Origin of the sequence: Pandoraea captiosa (assembly GCF_902459775.1) — a bacterium.
GTDB lineage: Bacteria > Pseudomonadota > Gammaproteobacteria > Burkholderiales > Burkholderiaceae > Pandoraea > Pandoraea captiosa.
In genome coordinates, this window is the sequence record NZ_CABPSQ010000004.1 from 162,316 (window position 1) to 177,926 (window position 15,611).

Here is a 15,611-nt window from a genome sequence, read left to right on the forward strand (position 1 = left end):
ATATGCAAAAGCAAGACAAAAGCTACTCTCGTACGGGCCAGCATGGTGAAGTCGTTGAAGGGACGGGTCGCAGCGGCGACAGCACTCGTCTCGATGGTATTGATCGTCGGTTTGGCCGTCGGGATCGAGTTTTTCGTCTATGGCGAGTTGCGAAGCTCGATGCAGGCGCAGCTAGACACGCATGTCAGGCTCGCGGCAGACCAGCTTGACGACAAGTTGCGCTCCAAATTTCTCGTTCTCCATCGCATGGCCCGCAACATTGGCGACCCCAATGTCATGACGAGCGCGCAGTTCGAGACGTTCGCCAAACTCTCGGTGTCGATGCCGGAGACATTCAACACGATTTTCGTGGCCGCGCCGGACGGCCGCATGCTCTACGACTCCACGTTCCCCGATACCCCCATCAATATTGCTGACCGGGACTATTTCCGTGAAGTGCTCGCGGGCGCGCCGCAGGCCGCGTCGAGCGTGATTGCCGGCAAGATTACGCGCTCGCCCGGCGTCGTCCTCGCCGTGCCGGTGACGGACGCGCGCGGCAAGGTGATCGCCGTGGTCGGCGGCGCAGTCAATCTGCTGCGGCAGAACTTCATCGTCGATCTGGCGAGCAGCCGTGTGGGCGAGACCGGTCGCTACTGTCTGATTACCGCCGAGAGCCCGCCACGCTACGTGATTCAGGCGGACGTCACCAAGATTCTGACGACGGTCGGCCCGTCGCAGACACTATGCGGTGTGCGCGATGCCGGCTCGAACGATCTTGTCCACATGATTCCGCTGGTCGCACGCGCGCCCATGACGACGACCGGCTGGTTCGTGGTGGCGGTGCTCCCTGGCGCCGAGGCGTTCAGTCCGATTTCACGCGTGCGCCGTCAGGTCGTATTGCTGGCCATTGCCGCGATCGGCATCGCGGCACTGGTGATGTGGTGGGTGACGCGCCGTTTGCTGCGTCCGCTCGACACGCTGCGCGATCTGGTGCAAAGAAGCGCGGGCGACATGCGTGCGGTGCAGTCGCTGCCCGTGCAGCGGGCCGATGAAATCGGCGCGCTGGCCAACACGTTTCGCAACATGATGGAGCAACTGAGCGACCGGACCGAAGCGCTCGAAATGTCGCGCGAGGCGGCCCGTGCAAGTGTGCGTCGCATGCAGGAGGTAGCGGATCGCGTGCCCTATCTGGTGGCGTTTCTCGATGCAGACGAGCGTTTCGCGTTCGTGAACCGGGCGTGCGAAGTCAGGATGCGGCGCCCGCGCGAGCGCATTCTCGGCGCGACGGCGCGCGAGTTGCTCGGCCCGTCACTGTATCGTGAGTTCGCCCCGCATCTTGCTCGCGCGATGGCGGGGGAGGCGGCAACCTTCGTCTGGGATTTCGGCGAAGACGCGGCCTACCGCTGTTTCGAGGTGAGTTATCAACCCGAGTGGGCGTCGCACAACGTGCTGGCCGGTGTTCACGTGTTCGTGCGCGACATCACCGTCGAGCGTTCGAACGAGCGGCGCTGGCGACGTGAGTCACACACCGACCATCTCACCGGATTGCTCAATCGCAAGGGCTTCGATCAGGCGCTGTCAGGCGCGGTGCGTCGCGCCCGCGAAGGCGCCGGGGCACAGGCCCTGCTGTTCGTCGATCTCGATCGTTTCAAGCTGGTCAACGATACGTGGGGGCACGCGCTTGGCGATGAATTGCTGCGACGTCTGGCCAAGCGACTGGTCGCAAGTGTGCATGAGGGCGATGTGATTGCCCGCTTCGGTGGAGACGAATTCGCGGTGATCATGCGCGACGTTCAGGATCTGCTCGATGTGGAGCGCACGGCCATGGCGATTCTCGACGCCGCCTCGCGTCCGATGATGCTCTCCGTCGGCGAGGTCTCCGTCGGCGCATGCGTGGGGGTGGCCGTCGTCGCGAGTGGCGAGGACAAGACGCCCGACATGTTGTTCGAGGCGGCGGACCGTGCGCTGTACGACGCCAAGCATGGCGGGCGCGGGCGCTTCGTGCTGAGCGACGGCGCGGCCGATACTTCCGCCGGATCCTCTGCTGTCGGTAACGCAAGGCGTCTTCAGTAAGCGGGCGCTCACCGGGGTGGCGTGCATTTGCGGCGTCGCGCCCGATATGCCTGGCTGCGGAACGTAAGCCGACGGCCGCCGCCCCCTCGTGTCTCATTGCCTGGAATGCCGTTGTGGGCTGGCGGTATTAGCTGCAACCAATCGAAACGCGGTCGCGATCAGCTTCCCCGAAGATACGAACACACATTGTCAGGCGCACAATGGTTGATGCCTGTCGTTGGCGACGCGCCATTTGCCGTCTCGCCGATGGGGCAGGTGTCGAGGGTCTTCTCAAAGGAGGTACGCATGAAACTGGAAGGCGGACGAGGCCGTGCAGTCACGCGGGTGGCTTCCGACGCAGGGTGGCGCAATGGGAGCAACGCAAAGCGCCATGATCCACCGCGTGCATCGCATCGGGGCTCGCGCGAGTCGCGCACCGATGATCACGACGACGGCGCGAGACATCGCAACCTGTCGGCGCGTGAGAATGAAGTGTTTCACATGCTGGTCGACGGCCTGGCCGTCAATGAGGTCGCCCACGCGCTGCATCTGAGCGGGCGGACGGTCGAGTCTCACGTCGCGCATATTCTGCATAAGCTCGCGCTCGGCGACAGCGCGGAACTGATCGGCTACGCCGTAAGGCATGGGCTGATCGACGAAGGGGGCGAGGGCGTTGTCTGAGGTGTCTTCCCGGACATCGTCAGCGTGAAGCGGGTCCTCACATTTCGGTTCAATCCGGCACGTCGCCAGGGGTCATTCCGATCGTGGCGACGTGTCCGTCGTAGGGCCGCGCGCGCCCGGTGGCCGGTTCTGCTTCCCGAGCGGCATTCGCGCACCTCGTCCCGAAAAATTCCAAATTGCCTTGCCGATGCCTTACGGACCAATCGGGTTCGTATTGACGCCCGACGCGATTGCGCAGTCGGTGATAAGGTACCGGCTCGACAACATTTCCAGGGTGGCGAGCGCCAACATTGCTTTGGCGTTCCCATCACGATGCGAACGAAATGCGCGCGGCGCTGCGCGAGTGCGCGAACGTGTGAGCGTCGGCGCAATAACCGATTACTGATAACCGAAAACCGAGAACCGAGGACAGACACGATGAAGGCCATCGAAATTACCCAGTACGGCGCTCCTGAAGTGCTCAAACTCACCGAGCGGCCGCGTCCCGAACTCAAGCCGGGCGAAGTGCTCATCAAGGTAAGTGCGTCGGGCGTGAATCGCCCCGACGTCCTTCAGCGCATCGGGCAGTATCCCGTGCCGCCGGGCGCCTCGGATCTGCCGGGGCTCGAAGTGGCGGGGGAGATCGTTGAGGGGGCGCTCGACGGTGCCGACAATCGCTGGGGCCTGAAGATCGGTTCGCGCGTGTGCGCGCTCGTGCAGGGTGGCGGCTACGCAGAGTATTGCACCGCGCCGCTCGCACAAGTGCTGCCGGTGCCGCAAGGGCTCTCGGATGTCGAAGCGGCGTCGCTGCCCGAAACCTTCTTCACGGTCTGGAGCAACGTGTTCGATCGTGCCCGTCTGGGTGAGACCGAGTCGGGCGAGAAGGAAACCCTGCTGGTGCAGGGCGGCACGAGCGGTATCGGCGTGACGGCCATTCAACTGGCCACGGCGCTGGGGCATCGGGTGTTCGCAACGGCCGGTTCGGAAGACAAGGCGCGCGCTTGCGAGGCGCTGGGTGCTGAGCGCGGCATCAATTATCGGACCGAAGACTTCGTCGCTGTGACGAAGGAACTCACGAAGGATCGCGGTGTGGATGTCGTGCTCGACATGGTGGGCGGCGACTATCTGCCCCGTGAAGTGCAGGCGCTCGCGTTCGACGGGCGCATTGCGATCATCGCGCTGCTCGGTGGCAGCAAGGCAACGCTCGACATGGGCGCGCTTCTGCGCCGCCGCCTGACGGTCACGGGCTCGACGCTGCGTCCGCGCTCGGTGGCATTCAAGGCGGCGATCGCGCAGAACCTGCATGACAAGGTCTGGCCGTTGTTTGCCGCAGGCAAGATTCGTCCGGTGATTTATCAGACATTCCCTGCCGAGCAGGCCGACAAGGCCCACGCGTTGATGGAAACGAGCACGCACGTCGGCAAGATCGTGCTGACCTGGTAAGCGCGTATTGCGGGATTTGCCGGGCAATACCGCGCGAAAACCCCATTTCATGCGGTTTTGCTCGGCACAAAGTCGCCGAAATTGACCCCCATGCCCCGGACGCACTAGAATGAGAGGTTTTTCGTCCATACGCATTGGGGGATAAGGCGTGACAACTGGTACCGCAGCTTCGGCTCGCACCATCAGCCGCAAGGCTGGCAAGCTCGTCGTGGGCAATTGGAAACTGCATGGCAGTCTGGCCGGCAATGAGGCGCTGCTGGGCGACCTGCTGGCGTCGCCCGTGCTGAGCGCGCCGGGCGTGACTGCGGCCGTTTGTGTGCCGTTCCCCTATCTCGCGCAATGTCAGACCCGCCTCTCGGGGCAGGTGCTGGGCTACGGCGCGCAAGACGTCTCGGCGCAAGTGAATGGCGCGTTCACCGGTGAAGTCGCCGCGCAGATGATTGCGGAGTTCGGTGCGCGATTCGTCATCGTGGGGCACTCGGAGCGTCGCGCTTATCACGCGGAGACCGATGCGGGCGTGGCGGCCAAGACGCTGCGCGTGCTCGAAGCCGGCATGACGCCGATCGTGTGTATCGGGGAAACGCTGGCCGAACGTGAGGCGGGCGAGACGGTGGCAGTGGTTTCGCGTCAGCTCGATGCGGTCCTCGCCGTGCTGACGGTCGAGCAGGCTGCGCAGATCGTCGTGGCTTACGAGCCTGTTTGGGCGATCGGCACGGGCAAGACGGCAACGTCGACCCAGGCGCAGGAAGTGCACGCCCATCTGCGCTCGCTGCTGCGTGCGAAGGGTGAGGCGGTGGCGGATGTGGCGGTGTTGTACGGCGGCAGTGTGAAGCCTGACAACGCGGCGGAATTGTTCTCGATGGCGGACGTCGACGGTGGTCTGATCGGCGGGGCGGCATTGAAGGCGGTTGATTTTCTGGCGATTTGCGAGGCGGGTCTGTCGCGATGACGCCAACGCCGTTCGCTGTAACGGCGTGAAATAAGTCATGACGCAGTGCATCAAATTCGCTGCAAATTGGATTCTTCTATACGGGTGATGAGATGGGGTTGTTGAAAACGTTGTTGATCGTGGTGCAGGTGCTTTCCGCGCTGGGCATCATCGGTCTGGTGTTGTTGCAGCATGGCAAGGGCGCCGACATGGGCGCGGCATTCGGCAGCGGTTCGTCGGGGAGTCTTTTCGGCGCTTCGGGGTCCGCCAACTTCCTCTCGCGCACCACGGCTGCACTGGCTGCAGTGTTCTTCGTGACCACGCTGGGCCTGACTTACCTTGGTTCGTACAAGCCGGCGTCAAACATCGGTGTCCTTGGTAATTTGCCTGCGGCAACCGCGCCTGTTGCGGGGTCTGCACCTGCTGCTGCCAGTGCTGCGGTGCCGGCGTCGGCAGCGAATCCGCAGGACGTGCCGAAGTAACGCGGAAGTATCGCGGAAGTCATGCGGCACACGTCTGTGACAAGTAATACGTTGTAAAGAAAGTTGAAAAAAATTCGAGTTGTGCATTGAACAAAATGCTGAAGAGCGCTACTATAGCGGTCTTGAAGCGATTCGTAAGTGACAGCGGATTGCAGACTATGAATGCCGACGTGGTGAAATTGGTAGACACGCTATCTTGAGGGGGTAGTGGCGAAAGCTGTGCGAGTTCGAGTCTCGCCGTCGGCACCACAGTTCTACGATGCCAGCCTTGCGTTTATGCTTTGGCTGGCATTTTATTTTGTGCTCACCGTTCATCCGCTTTCCGGTCCCCACACCATCGACGAGAGCGGTTCTTTGAACTAACCGAAAGAGGGTAGAGTTGAACCTCGGAACCTATTATCCCGTCCTGCTGTTTCTCTTGGTAGGTGGCGGTCTTGGGGCGGTCCTGATTGGCGTCGGTAAATTCCTCGGCCCCAATAATCCCGACAGCGAAAAACTCTCTCCGTACGAGTGCGGCTTCGAGGCTTTCGAAGACGCGCGCATGAAGTTTGATGTGCGCTACTATCTCGTCGCCATCCTTTTCATCCTGTTCGATCTCGAAACCGCATTTCTGTTTCCGTGGGGCGTCGCCCTGCGCGATATCGGCTGGGTGGGCTTTATCTCCATGATGGGTTTCCTGCTTGAACTGCTCGTCGGTTTCGTTTTCCTCTGGAAGCGCGGTGCGCTCGACTGGGAATAAGACCGTCAACGTAATTGGCAGCATTGCAGAAGGATTCAGGGTAAGCATATGAGCATCGAAGGGGTTTTGCGCGAAGGGTTCGTCACCACCACGGCTGACAAACTCATCAACTGGACGCGCACGGGTTCGCTGTGGCCGATGACGTTCGGTCTCGCCTGCTGTGCCGTCGAAATGATGCACGCCGGCGCGGCGCGCTACGATCTGGACCGGTTTGGCGTGGTGTTTCGCCCGAGCCCGCGTCAGTCGGACGTGATGATCGTGGCCGGAACGCTGTGCAACAAGATGGCGCCGGCGCTGCGCAAGGTGTACGACCAGATGGCCGAACCGCGCTGGGTGATCTCCATGGGGTCGTGCGCCAACGGCGGCGGCTACTATCACTATTCCTACTCGGTGGTGCGCGGTTGCGATCGCATCGTGCCGGTCGACGTCTACGTGCCGGGCTGTCCGCCGACGGCCGAGGCGCTGGTCTACGGCATCATCCAGTTGCAGTCGAAGATCAAGCGGACTGCGACGATCGCGCGTAAATAACCGCTACCGCCCATGTCTAAACTAGAACAACTCAAGACCACCCTGCAAAACGTGCTTGGCACCCGTGCCGAGCAGTTGGTGGAAGCCCTCGACGAGCTCACGCTCACTGTCAAGGCTAGCGACTATCTCGAAGTGGCGCGCACCCTGCGCGATCATCCCGAGCTGAAGTTCGAGCAGTTGATGGACGTTGCCGGGCTCGACTATTCGGCATATGGCGATGGCGCCTACGACGGTCCGCGCTACGCCGCCGTCTCGCATCTGCTCTCGCTTACCCACAACTGGCGCCTGCGCGTGCGCGTGTTCGCACCGGAAGACGATCTGCCGGTCGTGGCATCGCTGATCGATGTGTGGAGTTCGGCGAACTGGTTCGAGCGCGAAGCATTCGATCTGGTCGGTATCGTGTTTGAAGGTCACCCGGACCTGCGCCGTATTCTCACGGACTACGGTTTCATCGGTCACCCGTTCCGCAAGGACTTCCCGACGTCGGGCTATGTCGAGATGCGTTACGACCCGGAGCAGAAGCGAGTGATCTACCAGCCGGTGACGATCGAGCCGCGCGAAATCACGCCGCGCATCATCCGCGAAGAGCATTACGCCGGTCTGAAACATTAAGGTGGCCTTGTGGCAGACATCAAGAATTACACCCTGAACTTCGGTCCGCAGCACCCGGCAGCACACGGCGTGCTGCGTCTGGTGCTCGAACTGGACGGCGAAGTGATCCAGCGCGCCGATCCGCATATCGGCCTGTTGCACCGCGCGACCGAAAAACTCGCCGAATCGAAGACGTTCCTTCAGTCCGTGCCGTACATGGATCGTCTCGATTATGTGTCGATGATGTGCAATGAGCACGCATACGTCATGGCGATCGAAAAGCTGCTCGGCGTGGACGTGCCGATTCGCGCACAATACATCCGTGTGATGTTCGACGAGATCACGCGCGTGCTGAACCATCTGATGTGGATCGGCTCGCACGCGCTCGACGTGGGCGCGATGGCGGTGTTCCTGTACGCCTTCCGTGAGCGCGAAGATCTGTTCGACGTGTACGAAGCCGTCTCGGGTGCCCGTATGCACGCGGCTTACTACCGTCCGGGCGGCGTGTATCGCGATCTGCCGGACACGATGCCGAAATATCGTGCGTCGAAGATTCACAACGAGCGCGCCATCAAGAAGATGAACGAAGCACGGGAAGGCTCGTTGCTCGACTTCATCGAAGACTTCGCCATTCGTTTCCCGAAGTGTGTCGACGAGTACGAAACGCTGCTCACCGACAACCGTATCTGGAAGCAGCGTCTGGTCGGTATCGGTGTGGTGTCGCCCGAGCGCGCCATGCAACTCGGCTTCTCCGGCGCGATGCTGCGCGGTTCGGGCATTGCCTGGGACTTGCGCAAGAAGCAGCCGTACGAAGTGTACGACCGCCTGGATTTCGAGATTCCGGTGGGCAAGGAAGGCGATTGCTACGACCGTTATCTGGTGCGCGTGGAAGAAATGCGCCAGTCGGCCAGCCTGATCCGCCAGTGCGTGAAGTGGCTGCGTGCGAACCCGGGTCCGGTGATCACCGACAACCACAAGGTAGCACCGCCCTCGCGCGTCGAGATGAAGTCGAACATGGAAGAGCTGATTCACCACTTCAAGCTCTTCACGGAAGGCTTCCACGTGCCCGCGGGCGAGACGTACGCCGCAGTCGAGCACCCGAAGGGCGAGTTCGGCATCTACCTGGTGTCGGACGGCGCGAACAAGCCGTACCGCCTCAAGATTCGTGCGCCGGGCTTTGCCCACCTTTCCGCGCTCGACGAGATGGCGAAGGGTCACATGATTGCAGACGCTGTCGCGATCATCGGAACCCAGGACATCGTGTTCGGCGAGATCGATCGCTAAATGCGCAGCGGGCGCCTCAGGCGCCCGCGAGTTTTATTCGGCAGGGTTTCGCAGGTCGATACCATTGCCGTTTCCAGTAGCCGTGCCAGTAGTGCGTGGGCAGTCGACAACATCGGCGCGCCCGCGCTGGCACGAGCGGGGATAACGTTTTAGAAAACAGTCGGATCGGAAATGCTTTCTCCCGAAGCCCTGAAGAAAATCGACCGTGCCGTTGCCAAATACCCTGCCGAGCAGAAGCAGTCGGCGGTGATGCACGCGCTTGCCGTTGCGCAGGTCGAAAAAGGCTGGTTGTCGCCCGAAGTGATGCAATTCGTGGCGGACTACCTCGAAATGCCCGCCGTCGCGGTGCAAGAGGTCGCAACCTTCTACACCATGTTCAACACGAGCCCGGTGGGCAAGTTCAAGTTGACCGTGTGCACGAACCTGCCTTGCCAGCTCACGCGTGGCGAAGAGATGGCCAAGTACCTGAAGGAGAAGCTGGGCGTCGAGTATGGCGATATCACGCCCGACGGCCTCTTCACGGTCAAGGAAGGCGAGTGCATGGGCGCTTGCGGCGATGCCCCCGTCATGCTGGTGAACAACCATCGCATGTGCGGCTTCATGAACGAAGAAAAGGTCGACGCGCTCATCGATGAGCTCAAGGCCAAGGGCGCTGCAGGAGAGAAAGCATGACGTCGCTGCACAACCGTCACATCAAGCCCTTGATTCTTGCCGATCTGAACGGCGAGAACTGGCATCTGGAAGATTACGTCAAGCGCGGTGGTTACCAGCAGCTCGCCCGTATTCTGAAGGAAGGCATCACGCCGGAGCAGGTCATTGCCGACGTCAAGGCGTCGGGCCTGCGCGGTCGTGGAGGCGCAGGCTTCCCGACCGGCCTGAAGTGGAGCTTCATGCCGCGCGCGTTCCCGGGGCAGAAGTACCTCGTCTGTAACTCGGACGAAGGCGAACCCGGTACGTTCAAGGATCGCGACATCCTGCGCTACAACCCGCACGCGCTGATCGAAGGGATGGCCATCGGTGGTTATGCCATGGGCATTACGGTGGGCTACAACTACATCCACGGTGAAATCTACGAAGTGTACGAACGCTTCGAAGAGGCTCTGGAAGAAGCGCGCGCAGCCGGTTATCTGGGCGACAACATTCTCGGCACGGACTTCTCGTTCCAGTTGCACGCACACCATGGCTATGGCGCGTACATCTGCGGCGAAGAAACGGCGTTGCTCGAGTCGCTCGAAGGCAAGAAGGGACAGCCGCGTTTCAAGCCGCCTTTCCCGGCGAGCTTCGGTCTGTACGGCAAGCCCACGACCATCAACAACACCGAAACGTTCGCTGCGGTTCCGTTCCTGCTGGCCACCGGCCCGCAGCAGTATCTGGAACTGGGCAAGCCAAACAACGGCGGCACCAAGATCTTCTCGGTGTCGGGCGACGTCGAGCTGCCGGGTAACTACGAAGTGCCGCTGGGCACGCCGTTCTCCGAATTGCTCGAACTGGCCGGCGGCATGCGCGGCGGCAAGAAGTTGAAGGCGGTGATTCCTGGCGGGTCGTCGGCACCGGTGGTGCCGGCCGGGCTGATGATGGAAACCACGATGGACTACGACAGCATCGCGAAGGCGGGTTCGATGCTGGGTTCGGGCGCCGTGATCGTCATGGACGAGACGCGCTGCATGGTGAAGTCGCTGCTGCGCCTGTCCTACTTCTACTACGAAGAATCGTGCGGTCAGTGCACGCCTTGCCGTGAAGGTACCGGCTGGCTGTGGCGCGTGGTCAATCGTATCGAGCATGGTGAAGGCCGCAAGGAAGATCTGGACCTGCTCAACTCGGTGGCCGAGAACATCATGGGCCGTACCATTTGCGCGCTGGGCGACGCCGCAGCGATGCCGGTGCGCGGCATGCTCAAACACTTCTGGGACGAGTTCGCCTACCACGTCGAGCACAAGCATTGCTTGGTCGGCGCTCACTAATCCCTTTTGACGCTTGGCATTGAACCGCTATGGTTGAAATCGAAATTGACGGCCAAAAGGTCGAGGTGCCCGAAGGCAGCATGGTGATCCAGGCTGCCAAGAAGAACGGCACCTATATTCCCCACTTCTGTTACCACAAGAAGTTGTCCATCGCTGCGAACTGCCGCATGTGCCTGGTCGAGGTCGAGAAGGCCCCGAAGGCAGTGCCGGCATGTGCGACGCCTGTGGCCAACGGCATGATCGTGCGCACGAACTCCGAGAAGGCTGTGAAGGCACAGCAATCGGTCATGGAGTTCCTGCTGATCAACCACCCGCTCGATTGCCCGATCTGCGATCAGGGCGGTGAGTGCCAACTGCAGGATCTGGCGGTGGGTTACGGCAAGTCGGCATCGCGCTATCAGGAAGAGAAGCGCGTGGTGTTCCACAAGAACGTGGGCCCGCTCATCTCGATGGAAGAGATGTCGCGCTGCATCCACTGCACCCGCTGCGTGCGCTTCGGCCAGGAAGTGGCCGGCGTCATGGAATTCGGCATGCTGGGTCGTGGCGAGCACTCGGAAATCACGTCGTTCGTCGGCAAGACGGTCGACTCCGAACTCTCGGGCAACATGATCGACCTGTGCCCGGTCGGTGCACTGACCTCGAAGCCGTTCCGCTACAGCGCCCGTACGTGGGAACTGTCGCGCCGCAAGTCGGTGAGCCCTCACGACGGCGTGGGTGCGAACCTCGTGGTGCAAGTGAAGAACAACAAGGTCATGCGCGTTGTGCCGCTCGAGAACGAAGCGATCAACGAATGCTGGATCTCGGACAAGGATCGCTTCTCGTACGAAGGTCTGAACAGCGACGAGCGCCTCACCAAGCCGATGCTCAAGCAGGGCGGTGAATGGCACGAAGTCGACTGGCAGACGGCGCTCGAGTATGTCGGTCATGGCCTGACGGACATCATCCGCGACTTTGGCGCCGACGGGCTCGCCGCGCTGGCGTCGCCGCATGCGACCGTCGAGGAACTGCACCTGCTGCAAAAGTTCGTGCGTGCACTCGGCAGCGACAACATCGACTTCCGTCTGCGTCAGACCGACGTGTCGGGCGGCACGCAGGGGGCGCCGTGGCTCGGCCTGCCGATCGCCGAACTGGACACGCTGCAAAGCGCGCTGGTCGTCGGTTCGTTCCTGCGCAAGGATCATCCGCTGTTCGCCTCGCGTCTGCGCTCGGCCGTCAAGGCCGGTGGCCAACTGAACCTGCTGCATGGCTCGGACGACGATCTGCTGGTGAAGCTCGCCAACAAGATCATTGCCGCACCGAGCGCGTGGGTGAGCGAGCTGGCCGGTATCGCCGTGGCTGCCGCTGCTGCCAAGGGCGTTTCCGCGCCTGCGGAGCTGGCTGGTGTGACTGCCAGCGAGGCCGCCAAGGCCATCGCCGCTTCGCTGATCAGCGGCGAGCGTCGTGCGATTCTGTTGGGCAATGCCGCGGTTCAGCATCCGCAATTCGCGCAACTGCATGCCATCGCGCAAGTGATCGCCGACACGACGGGCGCCAAGCTTGGCTTCCTGACCGAAGGCGCCAACACGGTTGGCGGCTATGCGGTCAAGGCGACGAATGCCAAGGGCGCTGCCGCGCTGTTCGCGCAGCCGCGTCAGGCTTATCTGCTGCTGAACGCCGAGCCGGAATTCGATTCGGCCGATGCCAAGCAAGCCCTCGCGGCATTGGGTGCCGCGAAGATGGTCGTTTCGCTCTCGCCGTTCAAGCACGGTCTCGAATACGCCGACGTGCTGCTGCCGATCGCCCCGTTCACGGAAACGGCGGGTACGTTCATCAACGCCGAAGGTCTGCCGCAACACTTCAACGGTGTGGTGCGTGCGCTGGGTGAGACGCGTCCGGGCTGGAAGGTGCTGCGCGTGCTGGGCAACCTGCTCAAGCTGCAAGGCTTCGAACAGGACACGGCCGAACAAGTGCGCGACGAAGCGCTGGCCGGTTTCTCGGCGGCGTCGCTCGACAACCGCGCGAAGGCTGCACTGGCGGCACCGAAGGCACCGGCCCAAGGTCTGGAGCGTCTGGCCGATGTGCCGATCTACGCGGCCGACGCGCTCGTGCGCCGCGCACCGTCGCTGCAACTGACCAACGATGCCAAGGCTGCGCTGCGCGCCACGCTGCCGGCGGCGCTGTTCGACAGCCTGGGTCTCGCCAAGGGCGACGCGGTTCGCGTGCGCCAGGGCGACGCCGTGGTTACGCTGCCGGCCGCTCGCTCGGAAACGCTGCCCGCCAATGTGGTGCGCGTACCGGCAGCCACGCCGGCGTCCGCCGCGCTTGGCGCGATGTTCGGTGAAATTTCGGTGGAGAAGGCGTAAATGAGCCTGAACGAAGTCATCAATCAATACGGCACGCAATTGCTGGGCGTTGCCTGGCCGACGGTGTGGGCGCTGGTCCGCATTCTCGTCGTCGCCGTGATTCTGCTGCTGTGCGTGGCGTATCTGATTCTGTGGGAGCGCAAGCTCATCGGCTGGATGCACGTGCGTCTCGGTCCGAACCGCGTGGGCCCGGCCGGTTTGCTCCAGCCGATCGCCGACGTGTTGAAGCTTCTGCTCAAGGAAGTGATTACGCCGTCGCAGGTCAGCAAGGGCATTTACGCCATCGCGCCAGTGATGGCCGTGCTGCCCGCGTTCGCCATCTGGGCGGTGATCCCGTTCCAGCCGGGCGCCGTGCTGGCCGACGTGAACGCCGGTCTGCTTTATGCCATCGCCATTTCGTCGATCGGCGTCTACGGCGTGATTCTCGCCGGCTGGGCGTCGAACTCGAAGTACGCGTTCCTCGGCGCGATGCGCGCATCGGCCCAGATGATTTCGTATGAAATCGCAATGGGCTTTGCGCTGGTCACGGTGCTGATGACGGCCGGTTCGCTCAACCTGTCGGACATCGTCCGCTCGCAAGAGCACGGCATGTTCGCCGGCATGGGCCTGAACCTGCTGTCGTGGAACTGGCTGCCGCTGCTGCCGATGTTCGTCGTCTACTTTATCTCGGGCATTGCCGAGACGAACCGCCACCCGTTCGACGTGGTGGAAGGCGAGTCGGAAATCGTGGCCGGTCACATGATCGAATACTCGGGCATGGGCTTCGCCCTGTTCTTCCTGGCCGAGTACATCAACATGATCATCATCTCGGCGCTGGCGTCGGTGCTGTTCCTGGGTGGCTGGAGTGCGCCGTTCGGCTTCCTGTCGTTCATCCCGGGCGTGTTCTGGCTGGCGTTCAAGGTGTTCCTGCTGCTGTCGGTGTTCATCTGGGTGCGTGCGACGTTCCCGCGCTACCGCTACGACCAGATCATGCGTCTGGGCTGGAAGGTGTTCCTGCCGTTGACGATCCTCTGGGTGATCGTGGTTGGGGGCTGGATCATGTCGCCCTGGAACATCTGGGGCTGAGGCGAACGGAGTAGAGGAATCCCATGGTAAGGGCAATCAAGGACTTTTTCGGCAGTTTCCTGTTGTTGGAACTGCTCAAGGGCATGGCGCTCACGGGGCGCTACACGTTCGCACGTAAGGTGACGGTGCAGTTTCCGGAAGAGAAGACGCCGCTGTCGCCGCGTTTTCGCGGTCTGCATGCGCTGCGTCGTTATCCCAACGGCGAAGAGCGTTGCATCGCCTGCAAGTTGTGCGAAGCCGTGTGCCCGGCAATGGCCATCACGATCGAATCGGACGTGCGTGAAGACAACACGCGTCGTACCACGCGTTACGACATCGATCTGACGAAATGCATTTTCTGCGGCTTCTGCGAAGAAAGCTGCCCGGTGGACTCGATCGTCGAGACGCACATTCTCGAGTATCACGGCGAGAAGCGCGGCGATCTGTACTTCACCAAGGAGATGTTGCTCGCGGTGGGCGATCGTTACGAAAACGAAATCGCGGCGGCCAAGGCGGCCGATGCGCCGTACCGTTAAAGCAGGGCAGGGCGCGGTGCATGGGTAGCGCGCCCGGTACGGCAACAGACGTTGGCTAATTCTCGGCACACCCGGTGATTATGGAATTCACAACTTTTCTTTTTTACGTGTTTGCGCTGATCCTCGTGATCTCCGGCCTCAAGGTCGTGACCTCGCGCAACCCCGTACAGTCGGCACTGTTCCTGGTGCTGGCGTTCTTCAATGCTGCGGCGATCTGGATGCTGCTCGAAGCCGAGTTTCTGGCAATCATGCTGGTGCTCGTCTACGTCGGCGCGGTGATGGTGCTGTTCCTGTTCGTGGTGATGATGATCGACATCAATCTCGACGAACTGCGTCGTGGCTTCGGCAAGTTCATTCCGCTGGCGAGTACGGTCGGCGCGATCATGATCGTCGAAGCGGCGCTCGTGCTGATGCGCGGCTACGGCGCCACGCGTGCCCCGGTCAAGGCCGTGTCGGCGCCGGACGTGCCGAACACCAAGGCCCTCGGCATTGCGCTCTACACCGATTACATCTTCGCCTTCGAAGTGGCAGGTCTGATCCTGCTGGTAGCTGTCGTGGCAGCCGTTGCGCTCACGATGCGTACCCGTAAGGACCACAAACAGACCGACCCGAGCCAGCAGGTGCGCGTGAAGAAGCGTGACCGCGTGCGTCTGGTGTCGATGCCCGCCGAAGCCCGGCAGCAATCCACCGGCACTGACAAGCCGGCGGCGGAATAAGGAGACAGCATGATGTCGTTGTCGCTAGCGCATTACCTGGTGTTGGGCGCGATTCTGTTCGCGATCAGCATTACCGGTATCTTCCTCAACCGCAGAAACGTGATTGTGCTGCTCATGGCCATCGAGCTGATGTTGCTCGCGGTCAATCTGAACTTCGTCGCGTTCTCACATTACCTGGGCGACATCGCCGGCCAGGTATTCGTGTTCTTCATTCTTACGGTGGCCGCCGCAGAAGCTGCGATCGGTCTGGCCATTCTGGTCACGCTGTTCCGTAAGCTCGAAACGGTCAACGTCGAAGATCTCGACCGCCTCAAGGGTTAAAAAGC

The 15,611-nt window shown here is 61.9% G+C and carries 16 protein-coding genes and 1 tRNA gene; all 17 read left to right on the forward strand.

Annotated features, from left to right (window positions below; translation table 11 throughout):
* Positions 1–42: 42 nt before the first annotated feature.
* A complete protein-coding gene (locus PCA31118_RS14155; RefSeq protein WP_150625824.1) occupies positions 43–2,052 on the forward strand; it encodes a sensor domain-containing diguanylate cyclase in 2,010 nt (669 codons plus the stop codon).
* 285 nt (positions 2,053–2,337) lie between these two features.
* Positions 2,338–2,712: a response regulator transcription factor gene (locus tag PCA31118_RS14160; RefSeq protein ID WP_174990472.1), complete on the forward strand. Its 375-nt coding sequence runs from the start codon at positions 2,338–2,340 to the stop codon at positions 2,710–2,712.
* Positions 2,713–3,129: 417 nt separating this feature from the next.
* Complete coding sequence (locus PCA31118_RS14165) at positions 3,130–4,134, forward strand: NAD(P)H-quinone oxidoreductase (protein ID WP_150625826.1); 1,005 nt, start codon at positions 3,130–3,132, stop codon at positions 4,132–4,134.
* 181 nt (positions 4,135–4,315) lie between these two features.
* A complete protein-coding gene (gene tpiA, locus PCA31118_RS14170; protein WP_150625976.1) occupies positions 4,316–5,083 on the forward strand; it encodes a triose-phosphate isomerase in 768 nt (255 codons plus the stop codon).
* A 92-nt stretch (positions 5,084–5,175) separates the two neighbouring features.
* Entirely contained in the window at positions 5,176–5,544 is a 369-nt protein-coding gene (secG, locus tag PCA31118_RS14175; protein WP_150625827.1) for a preprotein translocase subunit SecG, read from the forward strand.
* 164 nt (positions 5,545–5,708) lie between these two features.
* Positions 5,709–5,793: transfer RNA gene (locus tag PCA31118_RS14180), tRNA-Leu, on the forward strand.
* A 130-nt stretch (positions 5,794–5,923) separates the two neighbouring features.
* Positions 5,924–6,283, forward strand: a complete 360-nt coding sequence (locus PCA31118_RS14185) for an NADH-quinone oxidoreductase subunit A (RefSeq protein ID WP_039368621.1) — start codon at positions 5,924–5,926, stop codon at positions 6,281–6,283.
* Between the two features lie 48 nt (positions 6,284–6,331).
* Positions 6,332–6,811, forward strand: coding sequence for a NuoB/complex I 20 kDa subunit family protein (locus PCA31118_RS14190; RefSeq protein ID WP_010807413.1), 480 nt, complete (start codon positions 6,332–6,334; stop codon positions 6,809–6,811).
* A gap of 12 nt (positions 6,812–6,823) precedes the next feature.
* Positions 6,824–7,423 carry an NADH-quinone oxidoreductase subunit C gene (locus PCA31118_RS14195; RefSeq protein ID WP_150625828.1) on the forward strand — a complete coding sequence of 200 codons (600 nt, stop codon included), beginning with the start codon at positions 6,824–6,826 and terminating at the stop codon, positions 7,421–7,423.
* Positions 7,424–7,432: 9 nt separating this feature from the next.
* Positions 7,433–8,686, forward strand: coding sequence for an NADH-quinone oxidoreductase subunit D (locus tag PCA31118_RS14200; RefSeq protein ID WP_044455297.1), 1,254 nt, complete (start codon positions 7,433–7,435; stop codon positions 8,684–8,686).
* Positions 8,687–8,857: 171 nt separating this feature from the next.
* Entirely contained in the window at positions 8,858–9,358 is a 501-nt protein-coding gene (nuoE, locus tag PCA31118_RS14205) for an NADH-quinone oxidoreductase subunit NuoE (RefSeq protein WP_150625829.1), read from the forward strand.
* Positions 9,355–10,647, forward strand: coding sequence for an NADH-quinone oxidoreductase subunit NuoF (gene nuoF / locus PCA31118_RS14210; RefSeq protein WP_044455299.1), 1,293 nt, complete (start codon positions 9,355–9,357; stop codon positions 10,645–10,647). The genes nuoE and nuoF overlap by 4 nt, the downstream gene beginning before the upstream one ends.
* 29 nt (positions 10,648–10,676) lie before the next feature.
* Positions 10,677–12,989 (forward strand): NADH-quinone oxidoreductase subunit NuoG, encoded by a 2,313-nt coding sequence (gene nuoG / locus PCA31118_RS14215; protein WP_150625830.1) that lies wholly within the window; start codon positions 10,677–10,679, stop codon positions 12,987–12,989.
* Positions 12,990–14,054 carry an NADH-quinone oxidoreductase subunit NuoH gene (gene nuoH, locus PCA31118_RS14220; protein ID WP_044455301.1) on the forward strand — a complete coding sequence of 355 codons (1,065 nt, stop codon included), beginning with the start codon at positions 12,990–12,992 and terminating at the stop codon, positions 14,052–14,054.
* A 23-nt stretch (positions 14,055–14,077) separates the two neighbouring features.
* Positions 14,078–14,569 carry an NADH-quinone oxidoreductase subunit NuoI gene (gene nuoI / locus PCA31118_RS14225; RefSeq protein WP_039399235.1) on the forward strand — a complete coding sequence of 164 codons (492 nt, stop codon included), beginning with the start codon at positions 14,078–14,080 and terminating at the stop codon, positions 14,567–14,569.
* Between the two features lie 80 nt (positions 14,570–14,649).
* Positions 14,650–15,285 (forward strand): NADH-quinone oxidoreductase subunit J, encoded by a 636-nt coding sequence (locus PCA31118_RS14230; protein ID WP_150625831.1) that lies wholly within the window; start codon positions 14,650–14,652, stop codon positions 15,283–15,285.
* 9 nt (positions 15,286–15,294) lie between these two features.
* Positions 15,295–15,606: an NADH-quinone oxidoreductase subunit NuoK gene (gene nuoK / locus PCA31118_RS14235; RefSeq protein ID WP_023596640.1), complete on the forward strand. Its 312-nt coding sequence runs from the start codon at positions 15,295–15,297 to the stop codon at positions 15,604–15,606.
* Positions 15,607–15,611: the final 5 nt, after the last annotated feature.

Coding starts and splice junctions, on each gene's coding strand:
- nuoF (WP_044455299.1), top strand. CDS start 9,355: ATGACGTCGCTGCACAACCGTCACATCAAGCCCTTGATTCTTGCCGAT.
- nuoG (WP_150625830.1), top strand. CDS start 10,677: ATGGTTGAAATCGAAATTGACGGCCAAAAGGTCGAGGTGCCCGAAGGC.
- secG (WP_150625827.1), top strand. CDS start 5,176: ATGGGGTTGTTGAAAACGTTGTTGATCGTGGTGCAGGTGCTTTCCGCG.
- PCA31118_RS14160 (WP_174990472.1), top strand. CDS start 2,338: ATGAAACTGGAAGGCGGACGAGGCCGTGCAGTCACGCGGGTGGCTTCC.
- nuoE (WP_150625829.1), top strand. CDS start 8,858: ATGCTTTCTCCCGAAGCCCTGAAGAAAATCGACCGTGCCGTTGCCAAA.
- nuoI (WP_039399235.1), top strand. CDS start 14,078: ATGGTAAGGGCAATCAAGGACTTTTTCGGCAGTTTCCTGTTGTTGGAA.
- PCA31118_RS14230 (WP_150625831.1), top strand. CDS start 14,650: ATGGAATTCACAACTTTTCTTTTTTACGTGTTTGCGCTGATCCTCGTG.
- PCA31118_RS14190 (WP_010807413.1), top strand. CDS start 6,332: ATGAGCATCGAAGGGGTTTTGCGCGAAGGGTTCGTCACCACCACGGCT.
- nuoH (WP_044455301.1), top strand. CDS start 12,990: ATGAGCCTGAACGAAGTCATCAATCAATACGGCACGCAATTGCTGGGC.
- PCA31118_RS14155 (WP_150625824.1), top strand. CDS start 43: ATGGTGAAGTCGTTGAAGGGACGGGTCGCAGCGGCGACAGCACTCGTC.
- PCA31118_RS14195 (WP_150625828.1), top strand. CDS start 6,824: ATGTCTAAACTAGAACAACTCAAGACCACCCTGCAAAACGTGCTTGGC.
- nuoK (WP_023596640.1), top strand. CDS start 15,295: ATGATGTCGTTGTCGCTAGCGCATTACCTGGTGTTGGGCGCGATTCTG.
- PCA31118_RS14165 (WP_150625826.1), top strand. CDS start 3,130: ATGAAGGCCATCGAAATTACCCAGTACGGCGCTCCTGAAGTGCTCAAA.